Here is a 19,577-nt window from a genome sequence, read left to right on the forward strand (position 1 = left end):
CAGCTATTCGCCAGATGACCCCGGTTGGACCCGCATTGGCCCTGTTGGTGATGTGCAGAATATGGGGGGGCGTGCCGGAGCCTGGCTGGCAGATGTGTTTCTGAACCTGTTTGGCTATTTTGGTTTCCTGTTCCCTTTCCTGTTTTTCTTCCGAGGTTGGACTGTGTTCCGGGATAGATATGACCCGGAACCCTTGAATGGCGCCATGTTGACCCTGCGTTTTATCGGCATGGTTCTTTGTCTGGTCTGTGGCGGAGCCTTGTTGACGCTGCATCTGGGTGATGCGAGCAATATGCCCTCCAGTCATGGCGGAATTATTGGTCAGCAGGCCATTGAGCTGATTCTGCCTCTGTTAAGTTTCCACGGCACAACTCTGGTTTTATTTGCGCTTCTTCTGTTTGGTATCACTCTTCTTACGGATTTATCCTGGTTTGCCCTGATGGATAGCATTGGCTATTACGCTCTGAAAAGCTTGTCGGCTATCAAGCTGGGGTGGCTCTCTTTATTATTGCGATTGCAGGCATTCAGAGAAAAGCGTGATGTTGTAAAAGCCAGGAAAGAGCGTGAGAAAGTGCTGGTTGAAGAAAAAGCCCGCCAGCAGCGCCGTGAACCTCCAAGGATTGCGCCACCACCCAAAGCTCCAGAAATCAGCCCGAAGGTTGTAAAGGAAAAGCAGCAGACTTTATTTTCTGATGCGCCTGCAGGAGAAAAACCCGCGCTTGGTTTGCTGGATGCTCCAGATAAAAACCAGAATAAGGGTTATTCCGCAGAATCTCTTGAAGGGATGTCCCGTCTTCTGGAGTTAAAACTCAAAGATTTTGGTGTTGATGCTGAGGTCGTGGCCGTTCATCCAGGGCCAGTCATTACCCGATTTGAAATTCAGCCTGCTGCAGGGGTGAAGGTTAGTAAAATTACCAATCTTGCTAAAGACCTGGCCCGCTCTCTGGCCGTGATCAGTGTCCGTGTGGTTGAGGTGATTCCTGGTAAATCTGTTGTCGGTGTCGAGATTCCCAACGAAGATCGGGAAATTGTTTATTTCAGTGAGCTGATCGCTTCCCAGGTTTTTGATGGTGCCGATTCCGCACTGACTTTGGCTCTTGGTCACGATATTGCCGGTCAGCCCATCGTGGCCAATCTTGCCAAAATGCCTCACCTGCTGGTGGCAGGTACTACAGGCTCCGGTAAGTCTGTGGGTGTGAACGCCATGATCCTCAGTATGTTGTATAAGGCTTCTCCTGAAGATGTACGACTGATTATGGTTGACCCCAAGATGCTGGAGCTGTCGGTTTACGATGGCATTCCTCATCTGCTGGCTCCGGTTGTGACCGATATGAAAGAGGCCGCCAATGGCTTGCGCTGGTGTGTGGCAGAAATGGAACGACGCTATAAGCTGATGGCCGCCATGGGGGTTAGAAATGTTGCTGGGTTTAATCGCAAGATAAAAGAAGCGGCCAAAGCTGGTGAACCTTTGCGTGACCCTCTCTATCAACCAGTTTCTGCCGAAGATCTTGCACCGGAGTTGGAAACACTGCCGTTTATCGTGGTGGTGATTGATGAATTCGCTGACATGATGATGATTGTTGGCAAGAAGGTGGAAGAGCTTATTGCCCGTATTGCCCAGAAGGCTCGTGCCGCTGGTATACACTTGATTCTCGCCACTCAGCGCCCATCTGTGGATGTAATTACCGGCTTGATTAAGGCAAACGTACCCACTCGGATTAGCTTTCAGGTCTCCTCCAAAATTGACTCCAGAACCATTCTGGATCAGGGCGGGGCAGAGCAGCTGTTGGGGCATGGTGATATGCTGTATTTGCCACCGGGAACCAGTTTGCCAGTGCGTGTTCATGGTGCTTTTGTCAGTGATGAAGAGGTTCACCGGGTGGTTGCAGATTGGAAACGCCGGGGCGAGCCCAACTACATTGATGAAGTTCTTAACGGCGTTTCCGAAGAGAGCGGTGGTGAGTTTGGCGATGCTGATTCCGAGCAAGACCCTCTGTACGATGAAGCCGTGGCCTTTGTTACTGAATCCCGAAAAGCTTCTATCTCTTCGGTGCAGAGAAAACTGAAAATCGGCTACAACCGTTCTGCCAATATTATTGAAGCCATGGAGCGTGCCGGTGTTATCAGTCCGGCTGGTTCAAATGGTAATCGGGAAGTGATTGCTCCACCGGCTCCGCGATAATAGGGAGGCAAAAATTATTGTTATGGATAGGAAAATGTTATCAGGTATCAGGCTAGCAAAGCCGTTGACCGCTGTCATAGTCTGCTGCTCACTGAGTTGGAATGTTATGGCCGCACCGGCGGCTAAATCTGATAAGACGGCAGATGTAAAAGTGATTTCCCTGGCAGAACGGGAAGCGGCTAATGAATTGTCATCACTGCTGTCTGGTGTAAAGACTTTGAGTGCCAAGTTTGACCAGCAAACATTGGATGATGGTGGTCGCAAACTCCAGCAAAGCCATGGCACCATGCTGTTGAAGCGTCCAGACCTGTTTCGTTGGAGTGTAGTAGAGCCTTTTCCTCAGGAAGTGGTGTCAGATGGCAGTCGGATCAGCTACTACGACAAAGATCTTGATCAAGTCACCCTGCAGGATCTTGATCAGCGGACGAGTGCCACACCTGCGCTTCTGCTGAGTGGCGATAGCACCAGGATGCTGGGTGAGTTTCTGGTAAAAATGTCAAAGGCTGACAGTAGCCATTTGTTTACTTTAATACCGAAAAACACCGATAGCCCGTTTCAGGAGTTGCAACTGTATTTTAAAGGCAAAACTCTGGAAGAGATGAGTTTGCTGGATACCCTTGGTTCCCGCACCCGTATTCAATTTTCTGATGTAAAACAGAATATAAAAGCAAAGGACAAGGATTTTGAACTTTACGTGCCACCCGGCACTGATGTTATTGATCAAACGTCCGTTGCCCTTAATCCTTCAGCTGTAAAGAAATGACCACTGAATCACTGTTCTCAGAGCCTGTGGCGGATGCCAGAGGTCAGGCTTATGAACCTTTGGCTGCCCGTATGCGCCCCCGCTCCCTTGATGATTATCTGGGGCAGGAACATATTCTCGGAAAAGGTAAGCCACTTCGGGTTGCGTTAGAACAGGGGCTTCCCCATTCCATGATTCTGTGGGGGCCGCCCGGCGTGGGTAAAACAACCCTTGCTCGTTTGGTTGCCAATGTTTGTGATGCGCGTTTCGAAAGTTTGTCTGCGGTATTGGCTGGGGTGAAAGATATCCGCGCTGCTGTAGACCGTGCGAAGATGGATCGTATTCAATCCGGCCGTCGTACAATCCTGTTTATTGACGAGGTGCACAGGTTCAACAAAGCCCAGCAGGATGCCTTTCTTCCTCATATCGAAGACGGTACAGTGATTTTTGTGGGGGCCACCACTGAGAACCCGAGTTTTGAGCTGAATAATGCACTGCTTTCCCGCGCCAGAGTGTATGTGCTCAAATCTTTGGGAAACGAAGTACTGCGTAATGTTCTGGATCATGGGCTGGCTGATACAGAGAGAGGTCTAGGCAATCAGGATGTTCAGGTGTCCGATGAGATACGGGATATTATTGTTCAGGCTGCCGATGGTGATGCCCGCCGAGTTTTGAACCTGTTGGAAGTTGCCAGTGATTTGGCCGTTGACGGTATTATCACCCGTGAAATTCTTGAAGGTGTGCTGGTCGATAATCTGCGCCGGTTTGATAATCACGGTGAAGCCTGGTACGACCAAATCTCTGCTTTCCATAAATCCGTCCGCGGCTCCAGTCCTGATGGGGCTTTGTACTGGATGGCGAGAATTATTGATGGTGGCGCTGATCCGCTCTACATCGTTCGTCGTTTAGTCGCTATTGCCAGTGAAGATATTGGCAATGCCGATCCGAGAGCGTTAGAAATGGCTCTCAATGCCTGGCAAGCGTTTGAACGGTTGGGTGCTCCCGAAGGTTATTTAGCTATAGCTCATGCAACAATCTATTGTGCCAGCGCGCCAAAAAGTAATGCTGTTTACCGGGCTATGGCGGCAGCCTTTGAAGATGTTCGTAGTAATCCTTCCTCTGAAGTCCCTATCTACCTCCGTAATGCACCCACAAAATTGATGAAAGATTTGGGTTATAAGGAAGGTTATCGCTACGCCCATGATGAAGAGCATGCTTATGCGGCGGGGGAGTGCTATTTCCCGGAAGGTATGGTAGTTCGGAAGTATTACGATCCATCCGATCGTGGGCTGGAACGTAAAATCAGCGAAAAACTGAAGTGGCTTGAGTCGCTGGACCAGCATTCCAATCAAAAACGAAGAGGCTAAGTCCTCTTCGTTTTCACCAAAACTATGTGGATATTCCTGTCATCTACTCACATCTCTTCAAGTGTCGCTGTATAGTTACCAAGAAAATATTTGATGAGGTGGATGATGTACGGAATTATGCTATTTCTTCACGTTCTGGCAGCAACTGTCTGGACGGGTGGTCATCTGGTGCTGGCAACCACGATACTGCCTCAAGCCCTGAAAAATAGAGATATTGAGTTTCTATCTCGATTCGAGAATGCCTATGAAAAGATAGGGATTCCGGCACTGATCATTCAGATTCTTACTGGTCTCCATCTGGCTTTTCGTTTGTTGCCAGATTTCTCTCAATGGTTTGATTTTTCCAATCCGGTAGCGCGGATAATTATTATGAAGCTCGCCCTGTTGGGTTGTACCTTTGCTTTAGCTATTGATGCAAGGTTAAGAATTATTCCCAAATTGTCTCAAGATAATATGGCATCGCTGGCTTTCCATATCATTCCTGTCACGGCTCTTTCCGTGTTATTTGTTGTGGCTGGTGTGTCCTTCAAAACTGGATGGTTTTACTGATTCTCGAGCCAGTTTGAATGCTCCTGGGCAACTTCCAGAATCAGGCATTGTCCGCCACTTTCAACCTGTTGCTGGATCAGTGCTGCCAGCTGTCCGGGGCGAGGCTGTATCGTGGGAGGGGGTTCGCTTTGGGCTAGCTCCTCTGGAATCTCGGGAATTTTAAATTTTGGCAGTTGGCTGTTGACTGCATGTTTTGCGGCTTCGGTCATACACCCTGACAGCAGCAGGCAGGTCAACAGACCATGAAGGCAAATAAAAGTTTGCCTCGATATCATCATGAGCCCTTCCTCCCGAATGTTTTTGTCATTGTAAATATACCTTGATGATTTGTTATCTATTTCACTTTTTTTGTCTACTGCTCCCCAATCTGGATCAATGATTCTTAATAAGGTTTGCTTCTGTACTGGACAGCAACTTTGCATCATGAGATTAATGCGCTGCTTATAAAACGCACAAAAACAACCAATTAAAACACCTTTGTTTGTAGCTTTTTGAGCATAAGCCTGGGTGAACCCTCAGGTATAACTCGCACACTCGCATTTGGCTGACTCTCTGAACAGCAAAAACAAAGCGCAATAACTCATAAAGATTTAAGACCATGAATACAAAACTGACTCCTCTGGCCGCTGCGGTTGTCGCAACGTTGACCTCTTCTTTGGCTTCAGCCTGGGTATGCGACACCTCCCCAACACCAGTTTATGATGTACAGGGGGATGGCGACCATAGCCCGCTGGTTCCTGACGGTAGTTTGTCTGGTGGACAGGTGGTCATCGAAGGTGTGGTTACCAAGAAAGCAACCTCCCTATATAAGGGCTTCTTTGTTCAGGACATAAACGGTGATAATGATCCGGCAACGTCTGATGGTATTTTTGTTTACTCCAAAGATATGCCTGCAGGTGTTGAAGAGGGCGATCACGTCTGCCTGCAAGGTCAGGTGCGTGAGTACTATGGTCAGACCCAGTTGTCTCTGACCAGCAGCAACATTGAAATCATTGAGGAAAATGTAGCACCACCAGAACCTGCTGTTCTCGAACTTGATCCGGATCTGCCACTGGAAGAACAGCTGGAACCGTATGAAGGTATGCTGGTCACGACCTCGGATTCCGGTCTGGTAGTAACCCGTAACTTTGGTTTCGATTACAGTAGCTACCGCAACAACATGGTACTGTCCCTCGAAAAGCCTCTCTTCAAGCCTACTCAAAAATTCCCAGCCCTCAGCCCAGAAGCTAAAGCCCTCGCCGCTGAAAACAGCAAAGGCCAGCTGTTTGTCGATACTGATCAGAAGCCTGAAAACGGTGTAGTTCCTTACTTCGAAGACTTTAACGCCTATAACGGTTACGTCCGTATTGGTGACAAGATTGAAAGCCTGGAAGGTGTGATCGGTTATAGTTACGGTGAGTTTCGTCTGATTCCTGAAACCGGTGAAGATCTGGAAGCAGCGGATTTTGTTCACAACTTCTCTGATCGCAAAGAATATCCTGACGTTCCTTATGACAGTGACCTGAAAGTCGCCAGCTTTAACGTACTGAACTACTTCAACTCTGGTGTTGGTGGAGACAGCAACCCATTGGGTCAGAACCGTGGTGCCGGAGATAACGTTGAAGACTTCACCAGGCAGCGCACAAAGATCATCAACGCCATTGTTAAGATTGATGCCGATATCGTTGGTCTTCTGGAAATCGAAAACAATGGTTTTGGTGCCAACTCCGCCATTCAGAATCTGGTGAACGGTATTAACGATGCGCTGCCAAACCCAGCGGATCATTATCAGTTTGTACAATCACCTGATGGTCAGCACATCGGTACCGATGCCATTGCTGTTGGCATGTTGTTCCGTCCAGCCCGCGTACAACTGGCAAGCACTTCTGAAATCATCGAAATGCCAACCCAGCAGGCTGAGTACCAGGGCACTCAGAAGGATGAGACTGTTACTAAGACTCTGTTCAAAGGTCAGCGTAATTCCCTGCTGCAGGAGTTTGAGGTTCCTCTGGACGACGGTTCAGTCCGCTCACTCTCTGTTGTTATCAACCACTTCAAGTCGAAGGGCTCCCAGTGTTTTAATGATTACAATGAATACTTGCAGCCAATCCCTCTGACCAGCAGTGGCAGGATTGACACCAAGAAAGCTAAACGCGTTGTCGGTTATGAAGATGACCTGCAGGGCAGCTGTAATGAATTCCGCCTGAGTGCTGCAGAAGTGCTGGGTAATTATATGCGCGAGCACACGGCGGGTGATGTACTGGTCATGGGTGATCTGAATGCTTACGGCAAAGAAGATCCCGTTCGCCTGCTGACTGATTACAGTTCTGTCAGCAGCGACCGCGCACTGGTGACTGCACCTTACACCTTTATCGGTGATCGGGCTTACGACGGTGAGCAGGGGCGTGAACTGACTGAAGGTTACGGTTACATCAACTTGGCAGAAATGGCTCATGGTACTGAGGCCTTCTCTTACAGCTACGATGGCGAACTGGGTAGCCTTGACCATATTCTCGGTTCTGGCTCTATTACCCCCAAGGTTGCTGATGTGACCGACTGGCATATCAACTCTCTGGAAAACACTCTGTTTGAATACAGCCGCAAGTATTCCGGTGATCTTCAGAAAGCAGACAACAGCTTCAGCTCTTCCGACCACGATCCTGTCATCCTGTCTCTGGATTACAGCCAGTCCGTTATTCAACCAGTGGTTATTGGCGCGTTACCTGACGCGCGTGTGACCTTGGAAACCACAGGTCTGAAGAGCGACAGCTTTGCCCGTCAAGGCCAAGCCAAACCTGAATATACCGCAAATCAGGAAGGCTACTCTGCTCTGTTCAGTGGCAAGAGCGGGCTGCTGACTCTGGCAGCAGCTGAGACTCTGGGGGAAGAAGCCAGTCTTTCCATAAATAGTGTAACCACTGCCTGGGCGGTTAATCTGTTGCGTGAGTTTACCAAGGATGAGTTGTTTAGCTTGTCTAAACGTGAGTTGGTAAGGGCTAAACTGAATGTGAAACGCTCAGATGTAACACGGGCAGCTATTGCTGTAGAGCTGTCGAAAGAACTTGGCCTTGATAGTGCGGCCCTGATAGAGGCTGTTCTGGATAACCCAAGAGCTTCACACCAGAAAGTGCTGATTAAGATCATGGGGCTGGAGTATGATCGCCGTGCTCTGCAGGAGCAGGTACATGCTATAAAGTCTGAGATGCAACCTGCAGTGCGCAGTGCCCGTCGTGCGCTGATTCGCGGTTGATTTTCATGAGTTAATTCCTCTTAACTGTGCTGCTTACAACCATTGTAAGCAGCACTATCTGGTGTGATTGCCCGGGTTAAGCTAGGGGCGTTCACTTTCCCGAGTATAAAAGCTGACTTGATATCCTTTCACTGTCTAATACCTCGTAACTTAAGACAACTGCTCAACAACGCCAGGTTGTTAATGTGCACCCATCTGGCGGAGCAAATGAACCGTCAGCATGCCGAGAATAGTCATAATTAAAGAGCCAGCCACGTGAAGCAGTATGCCAGCGCTGGCCCAGCCAAATCGGCCTTCCTGAATCAGGGCGACTATGTCCGCTGAAAAAGAGGAGAAGGTTGTCAGTGCTCCCAGAAAGCCTGTCACTACAAACAGTCTGAGTTCCGGTGATACGATGGAAAGGACATTGAAGCCTGATAATGCAACACCAATAAGATAACTGCCCACCCAGTTGGCAGTCAGGGTTCCAAACGGGAGTCCGGCAAAAACAGGATTCAGGGCCATGCCTAGCAGCCATCGGGCATTAGCACCAAGAGCGGCACCAAGGCTGATGGCGAGAACAGATGAAAACATGAATAATTCCTGTCAGGCCTTTTACTGGCCTGTTGTGAATCTAAGTATTGGATAGAACGATACTCCTGCGCCCTGACAGGTTCAACTTATGGGCGCAGGTCAATAAATAAGCGGAAAGATGCCTTCCCAGATATTGCCAATACTTCTGTTTCTTTTATTATGAGCTCATTGGGGATGTTTCTGCTTTTTGAGAGCATCACCTTCAGCCTGAGTCAGGCTGACAGCCGCTTCTATAGAAACGGTTTTTGATTTTCACTTTTTAAGGTTAATGGATTCCAATGCTGGACCCTAGATTCGTTCGTGATAATCCTGAGCATGTAGCCGAACTGCTTCGAAAGAAGAAGTTTGATCTCAATGTTGAACAGATCAGGTCTCTGGAGTCGGAGCGCAAAACAGTACAGTCTGCGGCTCAGAATCTGCGTGCAGAAAAAAAGCAGACTTCCAAAAAAGTCGGCCAGCTGATCGGGCAGGGCATGTCAGTTGATGAAGCCAAAGCCCAGGTCGCAGAGCTACTCTCTGATATTGATGTCAGACTGACAGAGGCAGAAAGCCGCGAACAGGGCATTCTTTCCGAACTGGATGCTATCTTGCAGGTATTGCCTAACCTTCCAGACGCTTCTGTTCCAGAAGGGGATAGCGACGAAGATAACGTTGAAGTTCGTCGTTGGGGTACGCCAAAGGAGTTTGGCTTTGAACCACAGGACCATGTAGCTCTAGGCGAAAACTGTGGTCTGGATTTTGATGCGGGTGCTAAACTGTCCGGCTCCCGTTTTGTTGTAATGCGCAACAAGATTGCCCGCCTGCATCGTGCACTGGCCCAGTTTATGCTGGATGTTCAGACTGGCGAGCATGGCTATGAGGAATGTTCTACGCCTTACCTGGTACATGCTCATGTACTACACGGTACTGGCCAGCTGCCCAAGTTTGAGGAAGACCTGTTCAAAACAACCGCCGAAGAACAGGAAAAACCTCACTATCTGATTCCTACTTCGGAGGTGACTCTTACCAATCTGGTGCGTGAGTCTATTCTCGAAGCTGATCAGCTGCCGATCAAACTGACCGGTCATACTCCCTGTTTTCGTAGCGAAGCTGGCAGTTCAGGCCGTGACACCCGTGGCATGATTCGTCAGCACCAATTCGACAAGGTTGAAATGGTTCGCATTGTTCACCCAGAAAAGTCTTTTGAAGCTCTGGAAGAGATGACTGCCAACGCTGAAGCAATCCTGCAGAAGTTGGACCTGCCTTATCGTGTGGTTCAGCTGTGTGGCGGTGATCTTGGTTTTGGTGCGACCAAAACTTTCGATCTGGAAGTGTGGCTGCCAGGTCAGCAGAAGTATCGTGAGATTTCTTCTATTTCTAACTGTCTGGATTTTCAGGCTCGTCGTATGCAGGCTCGTTTTCGCAACCCTGAAACCGGCAAACCTGAACTGGTTCATACCCTGAACGGTTCAGGTCTGGCAGTTGGCCGTGCGATGGTTGCCGTGATGGAAAACTATCAGGACGAACAGGGCCATATTCATATCCCTGAGGTGTTGAAGCCTTACATGGGTGGCCTGGAAGTTATTGAATAACGAAAGAGTAAGAACGAAAAGTCCTCATTTCTATGAGGACTGACTTCTGGAAAACCCCACTTTAACGTGTAATGCCACTCGCTTAAGGGCGAGTGGCTCTTTTCTTCAAGGGGTATTTAATCGTTTTCTTCATGACTACCCTCGGGTATGCCCTCTTGCGTCTCTCTGGCAGTATCAATCGTTTTCCCTGTGACCTTAGATTTGCCAGCGTTTTAACTCACCATATCCCTGTTCAATTTCCCACCTGTCCCAATAGACTTTTACCAAGTCGGTAAAAGGGTAACGTGCAGGGTCAGCCAGCGATGTCAGGAACCCTTTGATCTGACCATTCGGTAAACTCTTCCTCAACCGTATAGCGCACACTGCTCTGACCAGTTTGGGCGACAGCTTCTTTGACCCTTTGACCCACTCTTCCGGGATGTTTCGATAAAAGGCATCAAAGGATTCCGGGTGGGGAAACTCAGCTGCTATTTGCAGCTCTTTGGTGAACCCGGACACAAAAAAATCGGACTTGAAAATACTTCAAGTCCGATTGTTCTCATCCCTGCCTATGGCTGCAAGCTCTTAAGCGAGTGGCATTAGAGCATTGGCTCCCCTTTTTGTTATCCATTTCACAGAATTACTTGGTAATTGTTCTGCTGTAAACCATGGTTGGCTTACCAGTGTCTTGGTCAACTTCCCATGCTTCACCCGTTAACTGTGTATCGTTTAGTGTGATTAGAAAGAATCCCAGTACGTCACCAGCCTGATACCAGGCTTCATTGCGGTTAGGATTTGTCAGGCCGCGGGTTTTCGCGCCAGCTCCTGAGACGATGAAAGATGTTTTCTCGCAATCTTCAGTCGGTGCCAGCCATTGCAGATCATGGTCGTGCCCTGAAATCATCAGGTCGACTTTTTCGCACAGTTTATCTTCGATTAATGTCTTCCAGGTTTTGCCCTGACCAGGCAGTCCATCATATTTTCCAGCATTGCCGTGGCGGCCATTGGATATATAGGGATGGTGGGAGAAGGCAATTTTCCATGTGCCCTCGGAAGCCGTTAACGTGTCACGAATCCAGCGGCGATGTGTTTTGGTATAAGGGCTGCGCCAGAACTGATGATTCCAGTCAAGGCCGCCAGCAATGGGGTTAGAGTCCAGAGCCAGGAAGTCTGCCAGTGGCTTATCGCTGCTTTCCGGCATGCTGAAATGGTAATAGCGTGCTGGCATTTTCCATTTGTCGCTTAACCGGTCTTCACGGTAGTGATAGTCGACCTGAAAATCTCCTTTAAAGTTATCCAGGCCATCACCAGTATTGAAATGAGAATTATCGTGATTACCGAGAGCCATATAAAATGGGAAATCTAGTTCTTGATAGGGCATCTCGAATTTATCAATAAACTCACTGTCGTCTGCTGATTCGGCGCCATTCTCATAAATATTGTCGCCTAATCCCAGGGCGAACGCACAGCTACGCGTTTCACAAACCTCAGCCATGGCGGCTGCAACTTTGTATTGTTTTTCCTCACCGGTTCCGGTGTCGCCTACAGCAACGAAAGTTAAGGATTGAGCTTGGAGAGCAGAACTCACGAGTCCGGCTATCAGCAAAGCAGGAAGTATTTTCATGTGCAGGTGTTCCCTGTCGTTTTCTATTTGTTTTTTTGTGAGCATGTTCTGTGACGTAGTTATTGCACAGATATGACAGCGGGAAATAATACTGTCTGTTTGTTTTTTATGCGACCTAAAATGGCGGCTTACTAATGTGTAAATTATTGTATAATAACTTTGTCTTTTGTTAGAGGTATGGCGGCTCTTGGAAATTAATGTTCGATAATAAGTATAAGGAGGTTATACAGCCTTAATCGTGCTTTTCTTACCGAAATTACCTTTGTTATCTTGATCCCCAGCAAAAGCATTCGATCTATGACCCGTTGAGGTTGGGGGGGCGGTTGATCGAACAGAACGCCCCCTAGGTATTAAATATTTTACTGGGCTGCATGTTTGATCGCGTGTGCTCCCTGAATTCAACCGCCTGTCGTTTAAAGCGAGTGTCCGGCTGGACACCTGTTTTCATTCCTTATTATCATAGCGGTACCGGTTTGCACAGGATGTAAGGCAAGCCACCGGATGACCGGAAATATAATCATAATAGGGAATCATTATGTCCGAAGAGCAGCTTCACCGGCTTGTCTTTCGTGGCGACGTTCTTATTGGTTTCGATCGTGAACAGGTCGAAGCTAGTCTTTCACGCCTTTTAAAAATCACAGATCAACGTAAACAGGCATTGCTGTTTTCTGGTAAACCTGTTGTTATCAAGAAAAATATTCCGGCGGATGTTGTTGAAATGTATCAGACCAAGCTTGAAAAGCTTGGAGTGCTGGTCAGTGTTGAACCTCCAGTCCTGATTCATGACCCTGTACCGGAGCCAGCTTTTGCAATTGATGACGATGCTATAGAGACTATCGATAAAGCTGCAGAAGAGGAAACATCGGTCTGGGGGGCTCAGGAAAAAGAGGAGGAGTTCTCATACACGACAGGTTTGATCGAAGAAGACGAAGGGTCTTCTCCTGAAGCAGAGTCAGAAGCTTTAAATACTGATGCTCCAACCATTAGTGCAAGTTTTACCAGTTTATCCCTCGCTCCTATAGAGGTTTCGAGTGACAAGTCGGAAACTCCAGGCTCTCAGGACGTTGATAACAAGATTTCAGCCCCAGACTTTTCTCTGGCTCCAATAGAAAAGGAATCCTCAGATCAGCCTGAAGAGACTCAAGAACCTGCTTCAAATATAGGGTTAACTCCAATAGCCGTTTCAGCAGCTGTAGAAAAGAACCATGCTACACCTACACCTACACCTACACCTACACCTACACCTACACTTCAAGTTGCCATTGACATAAACAACTCCGGTCAAGGCGCTAACAGCGTTGTTCCTGAAGAGGTGAAGGGGCTGAGTTGGGGGGCATTTTTCTGGACTTTTATCTGGGGTTTGTTTAACGGTACTTATCGTTCGTTTTTGGTTTTTATTCCCATTATCAATATTGCCGTTCCATTTTATCTATTGTTTCGCGGACGCGAGCTGGCCTGGCAGCATAAGCGCTGGAAAAGCGTGGAGCATTTTAAACGCTCACAAAAACGCTGGGGCTTGACTGGTCTAGCTGTCATCGTTTTTGGATTCTACTGGTACTGGTCTGTATGGGATTCGTTTATGGGGGATTTTGAGCAGGCAATGTTGTTGCGGGATCAGATGACGACTGAAGAGCAACAAACGGAGTTTGAACGGAACCTTGAAAATATTGACGATCCAGAGATTCGTGAACAATTAAGGCAGGTGCAGGAAGAACTGAAAAAGCTGGAAGCCCTTTCCCCCTGATCGAAAACCAACAAAGCAACTCAGGTGTGATTGTTTGAGTTGCTTTGTTGGAAATTGATACAATTTAATAAACCCGTTCCAAGCCTTTTTGGCATACTCTTTAAATAACCTCCTGTCACAATAAAAATTACAGGTATGCAGGTGTCGGCATTTTATTCTTCTGTGTTATTGCGATTACGTTCACACCCGTTACGCTGGCCATTGGCTGCTATAGTAGCAACGATATTCATTATTACTGTTTTGAATTTAACCAGCGAGCAAACCCGTAAAGACCAAGCGCCTGTCAGTCGCTGGAAAGTCGATGTTGAGTCTGTCGAGTTCAACAAAGAATTTATAGAAACCCGCCTGTATGGACGAATAGAAACCCCGCGTCTGGTAACGCTGACTTCTCCGGTCACAGCCTATGTTAGGGAAGCCTTTGTACTGGAAGGGCAGCATGTTGAAAAAGATAGCCAGCTGGTGTCTATAGATTTACGGGATCAACAGTGGATTGTTCAACAACGGGAAGCGGATGTTGTCGATGCCAAGGCCAGAGTTGCTTCAGAACAACTCCGAGCACTGGCTGATCGCCAGTCTCTTGAACAGGAACTGGCTCTCCAGAATATCGCTGAACGGGAATATCAACGCCAGGTCGCTTTGATGGAGCAGGGATTATTATCAGAAAGTCTGCTGGAAACTGCACAGGGAAACCTTGCCCGCCAGAAACTCGTTGTGATTGAACGCCAACAAAATGCTGAAGATCATGCTAACCGATTGAGTCAGGCAAAAGCTCAACTATTACGCGCGGAAGCAACTTATCAGCAGGCACAGCTCGAACTTCAGCGCAGTAAAATTACAGCGCCTTTTTCCGGCAGAGTGACCTCTGTTGGCGCCGCACAAGGGGAGAGAGTGAGAGCCGGTGATACGCTGATTGAGCTGTACCCCTCTGACTCGCTGGAAGTGCGTGCCCAGATTCCTGACCGTTATCTGGATAATGTGAAAAAGCTGCTCATCAATAAAACCACAGTGAACGGGTATATTGTTGATGCTGAGCACCAAGTGGCTGTTGAATTAACGCGCCTCGATGCCGACGTGGATGATGGACGGGGCGGGGTGGATGCATTTTTTAAAACTCACCCTGATTCTGAGCTTAATATTGCTCTCGGTCGACCGGTTGCTTTGGTGTTACGTATTCCAGCCTCTGACAATGTTGTTTCTATAGAGCCCCGGTCTCTTTATGACGACAGTTATATTTACAGGGTTACCCCGGACAATGTTCTTGAAGCCATTGAAGTAAAAAGAATGGGTTCATTTTCTGAGGCTGATCAGGAGAAAGTGCTTGTGGCTTCTGAGAAACTGCAAGCTGGAGATCATATTCTGCTGACTCGAATTGCCAATGCCGTCAGCGGCCTGGCCGTAGATATTGCGGAGCCGGCGTCGGAATGAAAGCTTCAGCAGAACATTCATTAATCGGACTTTTTACCAGTCATCGGGTAGCCGCTAATCTGGTAATGTTTTTAATGATCCTTGCTGGATTGTGGGGAATTCAGAAGCTGAATACCCAGTTTTTTCCGGAATTTGAAATTGATGTTATCACTGTATCTACCGTCTGGAGTGGTGCAACTGCTGATGATATTCAACGTGCGATTACTATTCCGGTTGAACGTGAACTGAAAGGTATTGCCGGCATCGATCGTTATTTTTCCTCATCCTCCCCCGGCAGCAGCCGTATTCGTCTGGAGATTAACCGCAATGCCGATGTAGCTAAGATTACCGACAAGGTTCGTCAAACTCTGGCGGCCATGACCACACTTCCCAGTGATGCAGAGAAACCTCTGGTTGACCGCTTTGAACGTTTTGAATCCATTGCGCGGGTAGTTATTGCTGGTGGTAACTCTCTTAATGAGCTGCGTCCGCTGGCAAGGCGGCTGGAGCAGGATATCCTCAATCGTGGCGTACGCAAGGCGACGTTTACCGGCCTGCCTGAACTGGAAATGGCCATCGAGCTGGATAGTGTGGAGCTGCACAGGTTAGGGCTGACACTCCCCCAGATTGCTGCAGCTATTCAAAAGCGAAGCGTCGACTTTCCTGCTGGAACGGCTGGTATTGGCACGGTTGAACGACCATTGCGAAGCCTTGGACAGGCTCGTCTGCCCAGCGAATTTGCCAACCTTCCTCTTTTGACCCAGACCGATGGTCAGGTGGTGCGGTTAGGGGATGTTGCTTCTGTGGCGCTAGAAGGTGCAGAAGGGCAACCAGTTCTTACCGTGAAAGGTAAACCTGCTGTTGAACTGACACTCTATCGCACCAGAGCTGACGATACTCTGGAAGCGGCGGCCATTATGCAGGCATGGGTTAAAGATATTCGTAAAGAGCTGCCCGCTGATATGGATGTGGTGGTTTATGACCAGAGTTGGTCTTACCTTGATGAACGCTTGCAGTTGCTGTTGAAAAACGGCGCTGGTGGTTTAATTCTGGTGATTGCCATTCTGTTTCTATTCCTGAATGTGAATGTGGCCTTCTGGGTAACGGTTGGTATTCCTATTTCCTTTCTTGCGTCTCTGGCTGTTCTGGAGCTGATTGGGGGAAGCATCAATATTATCAGCCTGTTTGGCTTGATAATGGTTCTGGGAATAATTGTCGATGATGCCATTGTTGTAGGGGAAAATATTCTTGCACACGTACAGGATGGCGAAAGTCCCCGTTCTGCAGCAATAGATGGCGCGCGGCGAATGATTGCTCCAGTAACCGCCGCCTCTCTGACAACAATCGCCGCCTTTCTGCCTCTACTGATTTTGCAGGGTAATGTCGGCAATATGCTGGTGGATATTCCCACTGTGGTGATCTGTGTAATCATTGCTTCGCTGGTGGAATGTTTTCTGATTCTTCCCGGCCACCTCTATCACAGCCTGGGGAGTAAACCCTATCAGCCCAGCAAACGGCGGCAGAAGCTTGATGCCGCTTTTGATAGATTTCGCGAACAGAGCTTTCGACCTTTAGTGAGAGCTGCCGTACAAAACCGCGGTACCACCATGCTTGTTGCGGTCTGCTTATTTGTGATCAGCCTCTCCTTACTGATGACTGGACATCTGCGCTTTACCTTTTTCCCAACTATTGATGGGCAGACTATGCGCGCTGCCTTTCAGTTTACGCCGGGCACACCTGCTTCTGAGGTGGACGCATTTATGGAGGAGCTGGAGCGCAGCCTGAGAGCTGCGGAGAAAAATACCGGCGAAACCCTGGTGGTTAATATCTTCCAGCTTAAAGGTGAGGCTCGATTCAGCCTGTTTTCTTCCGGCAAAACCACTGGCGATGGTTTTGGTACTTTGATTGTTGATTTGGTGTCTACACAAGCTCGTGATACCAAAAATGCTGAGCTGATTCGTTTGTGGAAGCAGGAGTTGCAGCGCTCCCCTGGTTTGGAACGATTTACTATTGCTCAGGCTAAAGCTGGCCCACCCGGAAAATCCATAGAATTAAAACTGATTGGCTCGGATATTGACAACCTTAAAACCGCATCGCTGGAGTTGCAGGAAGCCCTCGGCCAATATCCCGGCACCAGTAATATTGAGGATGATCTGCCCTGGGGACGGGAACAGCTGATTTTTGAACTGAATGCCACTGGTAAAGCGCTGGGATTGTCGCTGCAGGATGTTGGTCAAAGGTTGCGTACAGCGATAGACGGTCAACGCCTGCAGATTTATCACCAGCGTTATGAAGAGGTTGAGGTTCATCTGCGTTTGCCCAGAGCACAACGTGAACACCTTGAAACTATTTATGACTTCCCGTTGGTCATGGAGCCGGACAGTACCGAACGACTTGATAACTTGGTGGATTTTTCCAGTCGAAGAGGGCTGGATACATTAAAACGTGTTGATGGACAGTTGGCGGTGCAGGTCAGTGCTGATGTGGATGAAACCGTCATTAACTCCAATCAGATTCTGGCAGAGCTGGAAGCTGAGCTCTTACCTGAGCTGATGGCTCGCTACGGGCTTCGATATGGTTATGAAGGCCAGAGTGCAGAACAGAGTGAAATGATGGAGGAGATGAAGCTAGGCCTGGTGATCGCCCTGGCGTTGATTTATATCATTCTGACTTGGGTTTTCTCTTCCTGGAGTTGGCCGCTGGCCGTTATGATTGCCATCCCTTTTGGTATTACCGGCGCACTGTTTGGGCACTGGTTCACAGGACTTGATCTTACAGTTATGTCCCAGTTTGGTCTGTTTGGTCTGACTGGAATAGTAGTCAATGACTCTATTGTACTGCTCACGTTTTACCGGGAGCTCAGGGAGAAAGGTCTGGAAATGACGGATGCGATCATCGAAGCGGCCTGCCAGCGACTCCGAGCTGTATTGCTGACCTCGTTGACCACTGTGGGTGGATTGTTGCCCATTCTTTTTGAAACATCGCCCCAGGCCCAGTTTCTTATTCCTATGGCGACAACTATTGTATTCGGACTGTTATTTGGTACCGGCTTGATCCTTCTGGTGGTTCCATCACTGCTGGTAGCACTGGAAGATATAAAACTCCGTGGGCGGCATATGCTGGCTCCGGCTGGAGGTTAGGGTGTTGCGTAAAAAAACAATGAGTGAAACACGGGCGTTGGCGTTGACTGGTGCGTTGTTAATGGCACCGCAGCTGCAGGCTGGCAAGATGCCTGCGATTGTTGATTTGAGCCAGGATATGGTGGAAGTTTCCATGCTCACTGTTTATCCAGAGCAGGGGTTGGTTGACCAGAATTATAAAGTTGCTCTGCCCGCTGGCAAGTCACAGGTTCAATTTCGGCCTGATTTCCAAAACTGGGAACTGAGCACTCTCGCCCTGACGGCCACAGATGAAGAAGATCATACTTATCCTTATCAGCAGTCTTGGTATCAGCCTGTACAGGGGCGAAGCGATTATATTTCCCGACTGGTGGGGATGAATGTAGAGCTGTTCAGGCCGGGACATGATGTCCCTGTTATTGGCAGGTTGCAGGCATGGAGCGGTGATACTGGTTTGATTTTGCTACGAGATTTAAAACAGGAAATCTTCCAGTGGGGGGCGGGCTACTCTCTGCGAACTGTCGATCAACAGGGACTTTCTGGATCACGAATCTATCCTTTTCTTGATACCCGCTTTCAGCTTAAGCAGCCACATTCCGGAGCCCGCCTCAGTTATATGAACCGGGGGCTGAGTTACAGCAATCAATATCGAATGGTCACTCATCCGGATTCCGGCAAGTTGGATCTAAGTCTGTCGTCAATTGTCCGTAATCGCTCAGCCACCGATTATCTGCAAACCCGGCTGCAGTTGGCTTCTGGTGATGTGGGTGGCATGGCTGGCTATGCCCCTCAACGGTTAATGGCCAAGTCTGTGAGTGCGGAAATGGCCTTTGATGGGGCGTCCCGGGAAAGAAGTGGTGATCTGTTGTTTATCGGTGTTCCAGAAGTTTACGACCTGCCAGCAGGTAGTGAGCTGAAATTGCCACTGGTTGAGGAGTTGGGGGTGGCATACGAATCCCGCTACCGTTACAGCTTTTATGGGCAGAGTCATCCGGGCAGCAGGGTTATCCAGGAACACCCTGTTAGAGTTATTCGCTTCACAGCAGAAGGGGATTTACCAGCGGGGCCTGTACAAGTCTTTGAAGAGGGAGGTAATAAGCCTTTGCGCATGGTGAATCTTAGCCAGGTTGGCCAAAGTGCCGGTGGACAGCCTGTTGAGATCTCACTCGGGCAATCCTATACCATTACCCTTGAACGGCAGCAGCTGGCATCCAGAGACGCAGGAGCGCAATGGGAAGTTGACTGGCAGGTAAAGGTTTCCAGTCAGAGCCGGAAGCCAGTTGAGCTGATTTTGGAGGATACTTCTTCTGCTCTTCTGTCTGTGCCACGGATGAAAGGGATTGAACGTAAAAATAATCTGCTGCTCGCCAATATACCGGCAGGTGGGGAAAAGACTCTTACCTTCACCAGCGTTTACCGTAAAAAGTGACACTGTAGCCCCGGATTTGCCGGGCAGCCATCTTTGCTGGCTACCCTGAAACAAGATATGCCCGT

General features: G+C 48.6%; 14 protein-coding genes. 10 read left to right on the forward strand and 4 right to left on the reverse strand.

Annotation, left to right across the window (positions count from 1 at the left end; all coding sequences use genetic code 11):
* The 4 genes from QMA35_RS01570 to QMA35_RS01585 all read left to right on the forward strand — a co-directional run.
* Positions 1 to 2,182, forward strand: a 2,182-nt coding sequence (locus tag QMA35_RS01570; protein WP_281645371.1) for a DNA translocase FtsK, incomplete at its 5' end; no start/stop codon positions are given.
* Positions 2,183 to 2,216: 34 nt separating this feature from the next.
* Positions 2,217 to 2,945, forward strand: a complete 729-nt coding sequence (gene lolA, locus QMA35_RS01575) for an outer membrane lipoprotein chaperone LolA (protein WP_281645372.1) — start codon at positions 2,217 to 2,219, stop codon at positions 2,943 to 2,945.
* On the forward strand, positions 2,942 to 4,291 hold the full coding sequence (locus tag QMA35_RS01580) for a replication-associated recombination protein A (protein ID WP_281645373.1): 1,350 nt from the start codon (positions 2,942 to 2,944) through the stop codon (positions 4,289 to 4,291). Before lolA ends, QMA35_RS01580 begins: the two co-directional genes overlap by 4 nt.
* A gap of 102 nt (positions 4,292 to 4,393) precedes the next feature.
* Positions 4,394 to 4,840, forward strand: a complete 447-nt coding sequence (locus QMA35_RS01585; RefSeq protein ID WP_281645374.1) for a CopD family protein — start codon at positions 4,394 to 4,396, stop codon at positions 4,838 to 4,840.
* Here QMA35_RS01585 and QMA35_RS01590 read toward each other — a convergent pair.
* A complete protein-coding gene (locus QMA35_RS01590) occupies positions 4,834 to 5,118 on the reverse strand; it encodes a hypothetical protein (RefSeq protein ID WP_281645375.1) in 285 nt (94 codons plus the stop codon). The two genes, QMA35_RS01585 and QMA35_RS01590, sit on opposite strands and share 7 nt — an antisense overlap.
* Before the next feature lie 320 nt (positions 5,119 to 5,438).
* Here QMA35_RS01590 and QMA35_RS01595 point away from each other — a divergent pair, with 320 nt between their 5' ends.
* Positions 5,439 to 8,069, forward strand: a complete 2,631-nt coding sequence (locus QMA35_RS01595) for an ExeM/NucH family extracellular endonuclease (protein ID WP_281645376.1) — start codon at positions 5,439 to 5,441, stop codon at positions 8,067 to 8,069.
* Positions 8,070 to 8,249: 180 nt separating this feature from the next.
* Here QMA35_RS01595 and crcB read toward each other — a convergent pair whose 3' ends face one another.
* Positions 8,250 to 8,642 carry a fluoride efflux transporter CrcB gene (crcB, locus tag QMA35_RS01600; protein ID WP_281645377.1) on the reverse strand — a complete coding sequence of 131 codons (393 nt, stop codon included), beginning with the start codon at positions 8,640 to 8,642 and terminating at the stop codon, positions 8,250 to 8,252.
* Positions 8,643 to 8,920: 278 nt separating this feature from the next.
* Between crcB and serS the strand changes: the two genes are divergently transcribed.
* Positions 8,921 to 10,213 (forward strand): serine--tRNA ligase, encoded by a 1,293-nt coding sequence (gene serS / locus QMA35_RS01605; protein WP_281645378.1) that lies wholly within the window; start codon positions 8,921 to 8,923, stop codon positions 10,211 to 10,213.
* A gap of 195 nt (positions 10,214 to 10,408) precedes the next feature.
* Here serS and QMA35_RS01610 read toward each other — a convergent pair whose 3' ends face one another.
* Together QMA35_RS01610 and QMA35_RS01615 are read right to left on the reverse strand one after the other, a co-directional pair.
* Positions 10,409 to 10,711, reverse strand: coding sequence for a hypothetical protein (locus QMA35_RS01610; RefSeq protein ID WP_281645453.1), 303 nt, complete (start codon positions 10,709 to 10,711; stop codon positions 10,409 to 10,411).
* A gap of 121 nt (positions 10,712 to 10,832) precedes the next feature.
* The gene (locus QMA35_RS01615) at positions 10,833 to 11,816 is read right to left on the reverse strand and encodes a metallophosphoesterase (RefSeq protein WP_281645379.1); all 984 of its coding nucleotides are present in this window, start codon (positions 11,814 to 11,816) and stop codon (positions 10,833 to 10,835) included.
* Between the two features lie 535 nt (positions 11,817 to 12,351).
* Between QMA35_RS01615 and QMA35_RS01620 the strand changes: the two genes are divergently transcribed.
* The 4 genes from QMA35_RS01620 to QMA35_RS01635 all read left to right on the forward strand — a co-directional run bounded on the left by QMA35_RS01620 (position 12,352) and on the right by QMA35_RS01635 (position 19,512).
* The gene (locus tag QMA35_RS01620; RefSeq protein WP_281645380.1) at positions 12,352 to 13,560 is read left to right on the forward strand and encodes a hypothetical protein; all 1,209 of its coding nucleotides are present in this window, start codon (positions 12,352 to 12,354) and stop codon (positions 13,558 to 13,560) included.
* Between the two features lie 141 nt (positions 13,561 to 13,701).
* Positions 13,702 to 14,985, forward strand: coding sequence for an HlyD family secretion protein (locus QMA35_RS01625; protein ID WP_281645381.1), 1,284 nt, complete (start codon positions 13,702 to 13,704; stop codon positions 14,983 to 14,985).
* A complete protein-coding gene (locus tag QMA35_RS01630; protein WP_281645382.1) occupies positions 14,982 to 18,104 on the forward strand; it encodes an efflux RND transporter permease subunit in 3,123 nt (1,040 codons plus the stop codon). The genes QMA35_RS01625 and QMA35_RS01630 overlap by 4 nt, the downstream gene beginning before the upstream one ends.
* Position 18,105: 1 nt before the next feature.
* On the forward strand, positions 18,106 to 19,512 hold the full coding sequence (locus tag QMA35_RS01635) for a hypothetical protein (RefSeq protein ID WP_281645383.1): 1,407 nt from the start codon (positions 18,106 to 18,108) through the stop codon (positions 19,510 to 19,512).
* Positions 19,513 to 19,577 lie beyond the last annotated feature (65 nt).

The organism is Parendozoicomonas sp. Alg238-R29, from assembly GCF_947331445.1.
In the GTDB taxonomy this organism is placed as follows: Bacteria; Pseudomonadota; Gammaproteobacteria; order Pseudomonadales; family Endozoicomonadaceae; genus Sansalvadorimonas.

Bases quoted from the DNA above. Each gene is read 5' to 3' on its own strand.
- lolA (WP_281645372.1), top strand. From the start codon at position 2,217: ATGTTATCAGGTATCAGGCTAGCAAAGCCGTTGACCGCTGTCATAGTC.
- QMA35_RS01580 (WP_281645373.1), top strand. From the start codon at position 2,942: ATGACCACTGAATCACTGTTCTCAGAGCCTGTGGCGGATGCCAGAGGT.
- QMA35_RS01585 (WP_281645374.1), top strand. From the start codon at position 4,394: ATGATGTACGGAATTATGCTATTTCTTCACGTTCTGGCAGCAACTGTC.
- QMA35_RS01590 (WP_281645375.1), bottom strand. From the start codon at position 5,118: ATGATGATATCGAGGCAAACTTTTATTTGCCTTCATGGTCTGTTGACC.
- QMA35_RS01595 (WP_281645376.1), top strand. From the start codon at position 5,439: ATGAATACAAAACTGACTCCTCTGGCCGCTGCGGTTGTCGCAACGTTG.
- crcB (WP_281645377.1), bottom strand. From the start codon at position 8,642: ATGTTTTCATCTGTTCTCGCCATCAGCCTTGGTGCCGCTCTTGGTGCT.
- serS (WP_281645378.1), top strand. From the start codon at position 8,921: ATGCTGGACCCTAGATTCGTTCGTGATAATCCTGAGCATGTAGCCGAA.
- QMA35_RS01615 (WP_281645379.1), bottom strand. From the start codon at position 11,816: ATGAAAATACTTCCTGCTTTGCTGATAGCCGGACTCGTGAGTTCTGCT.
- QMA35_RS01620 (WP_281645380.1), top strand. From the start codon at position 12,352: ATGTCCGAAGAGCAGCTTCACCGGCTTGTCTTTCGTGGCGACGTTCTT.
- QMA35_RS01630 (WP_281645382.1), top strand. From the start codon at position 14,982: ATGAAAGCTTCAGCAGAACATTCATTAATCGGACTTTTTACCAGTCAT.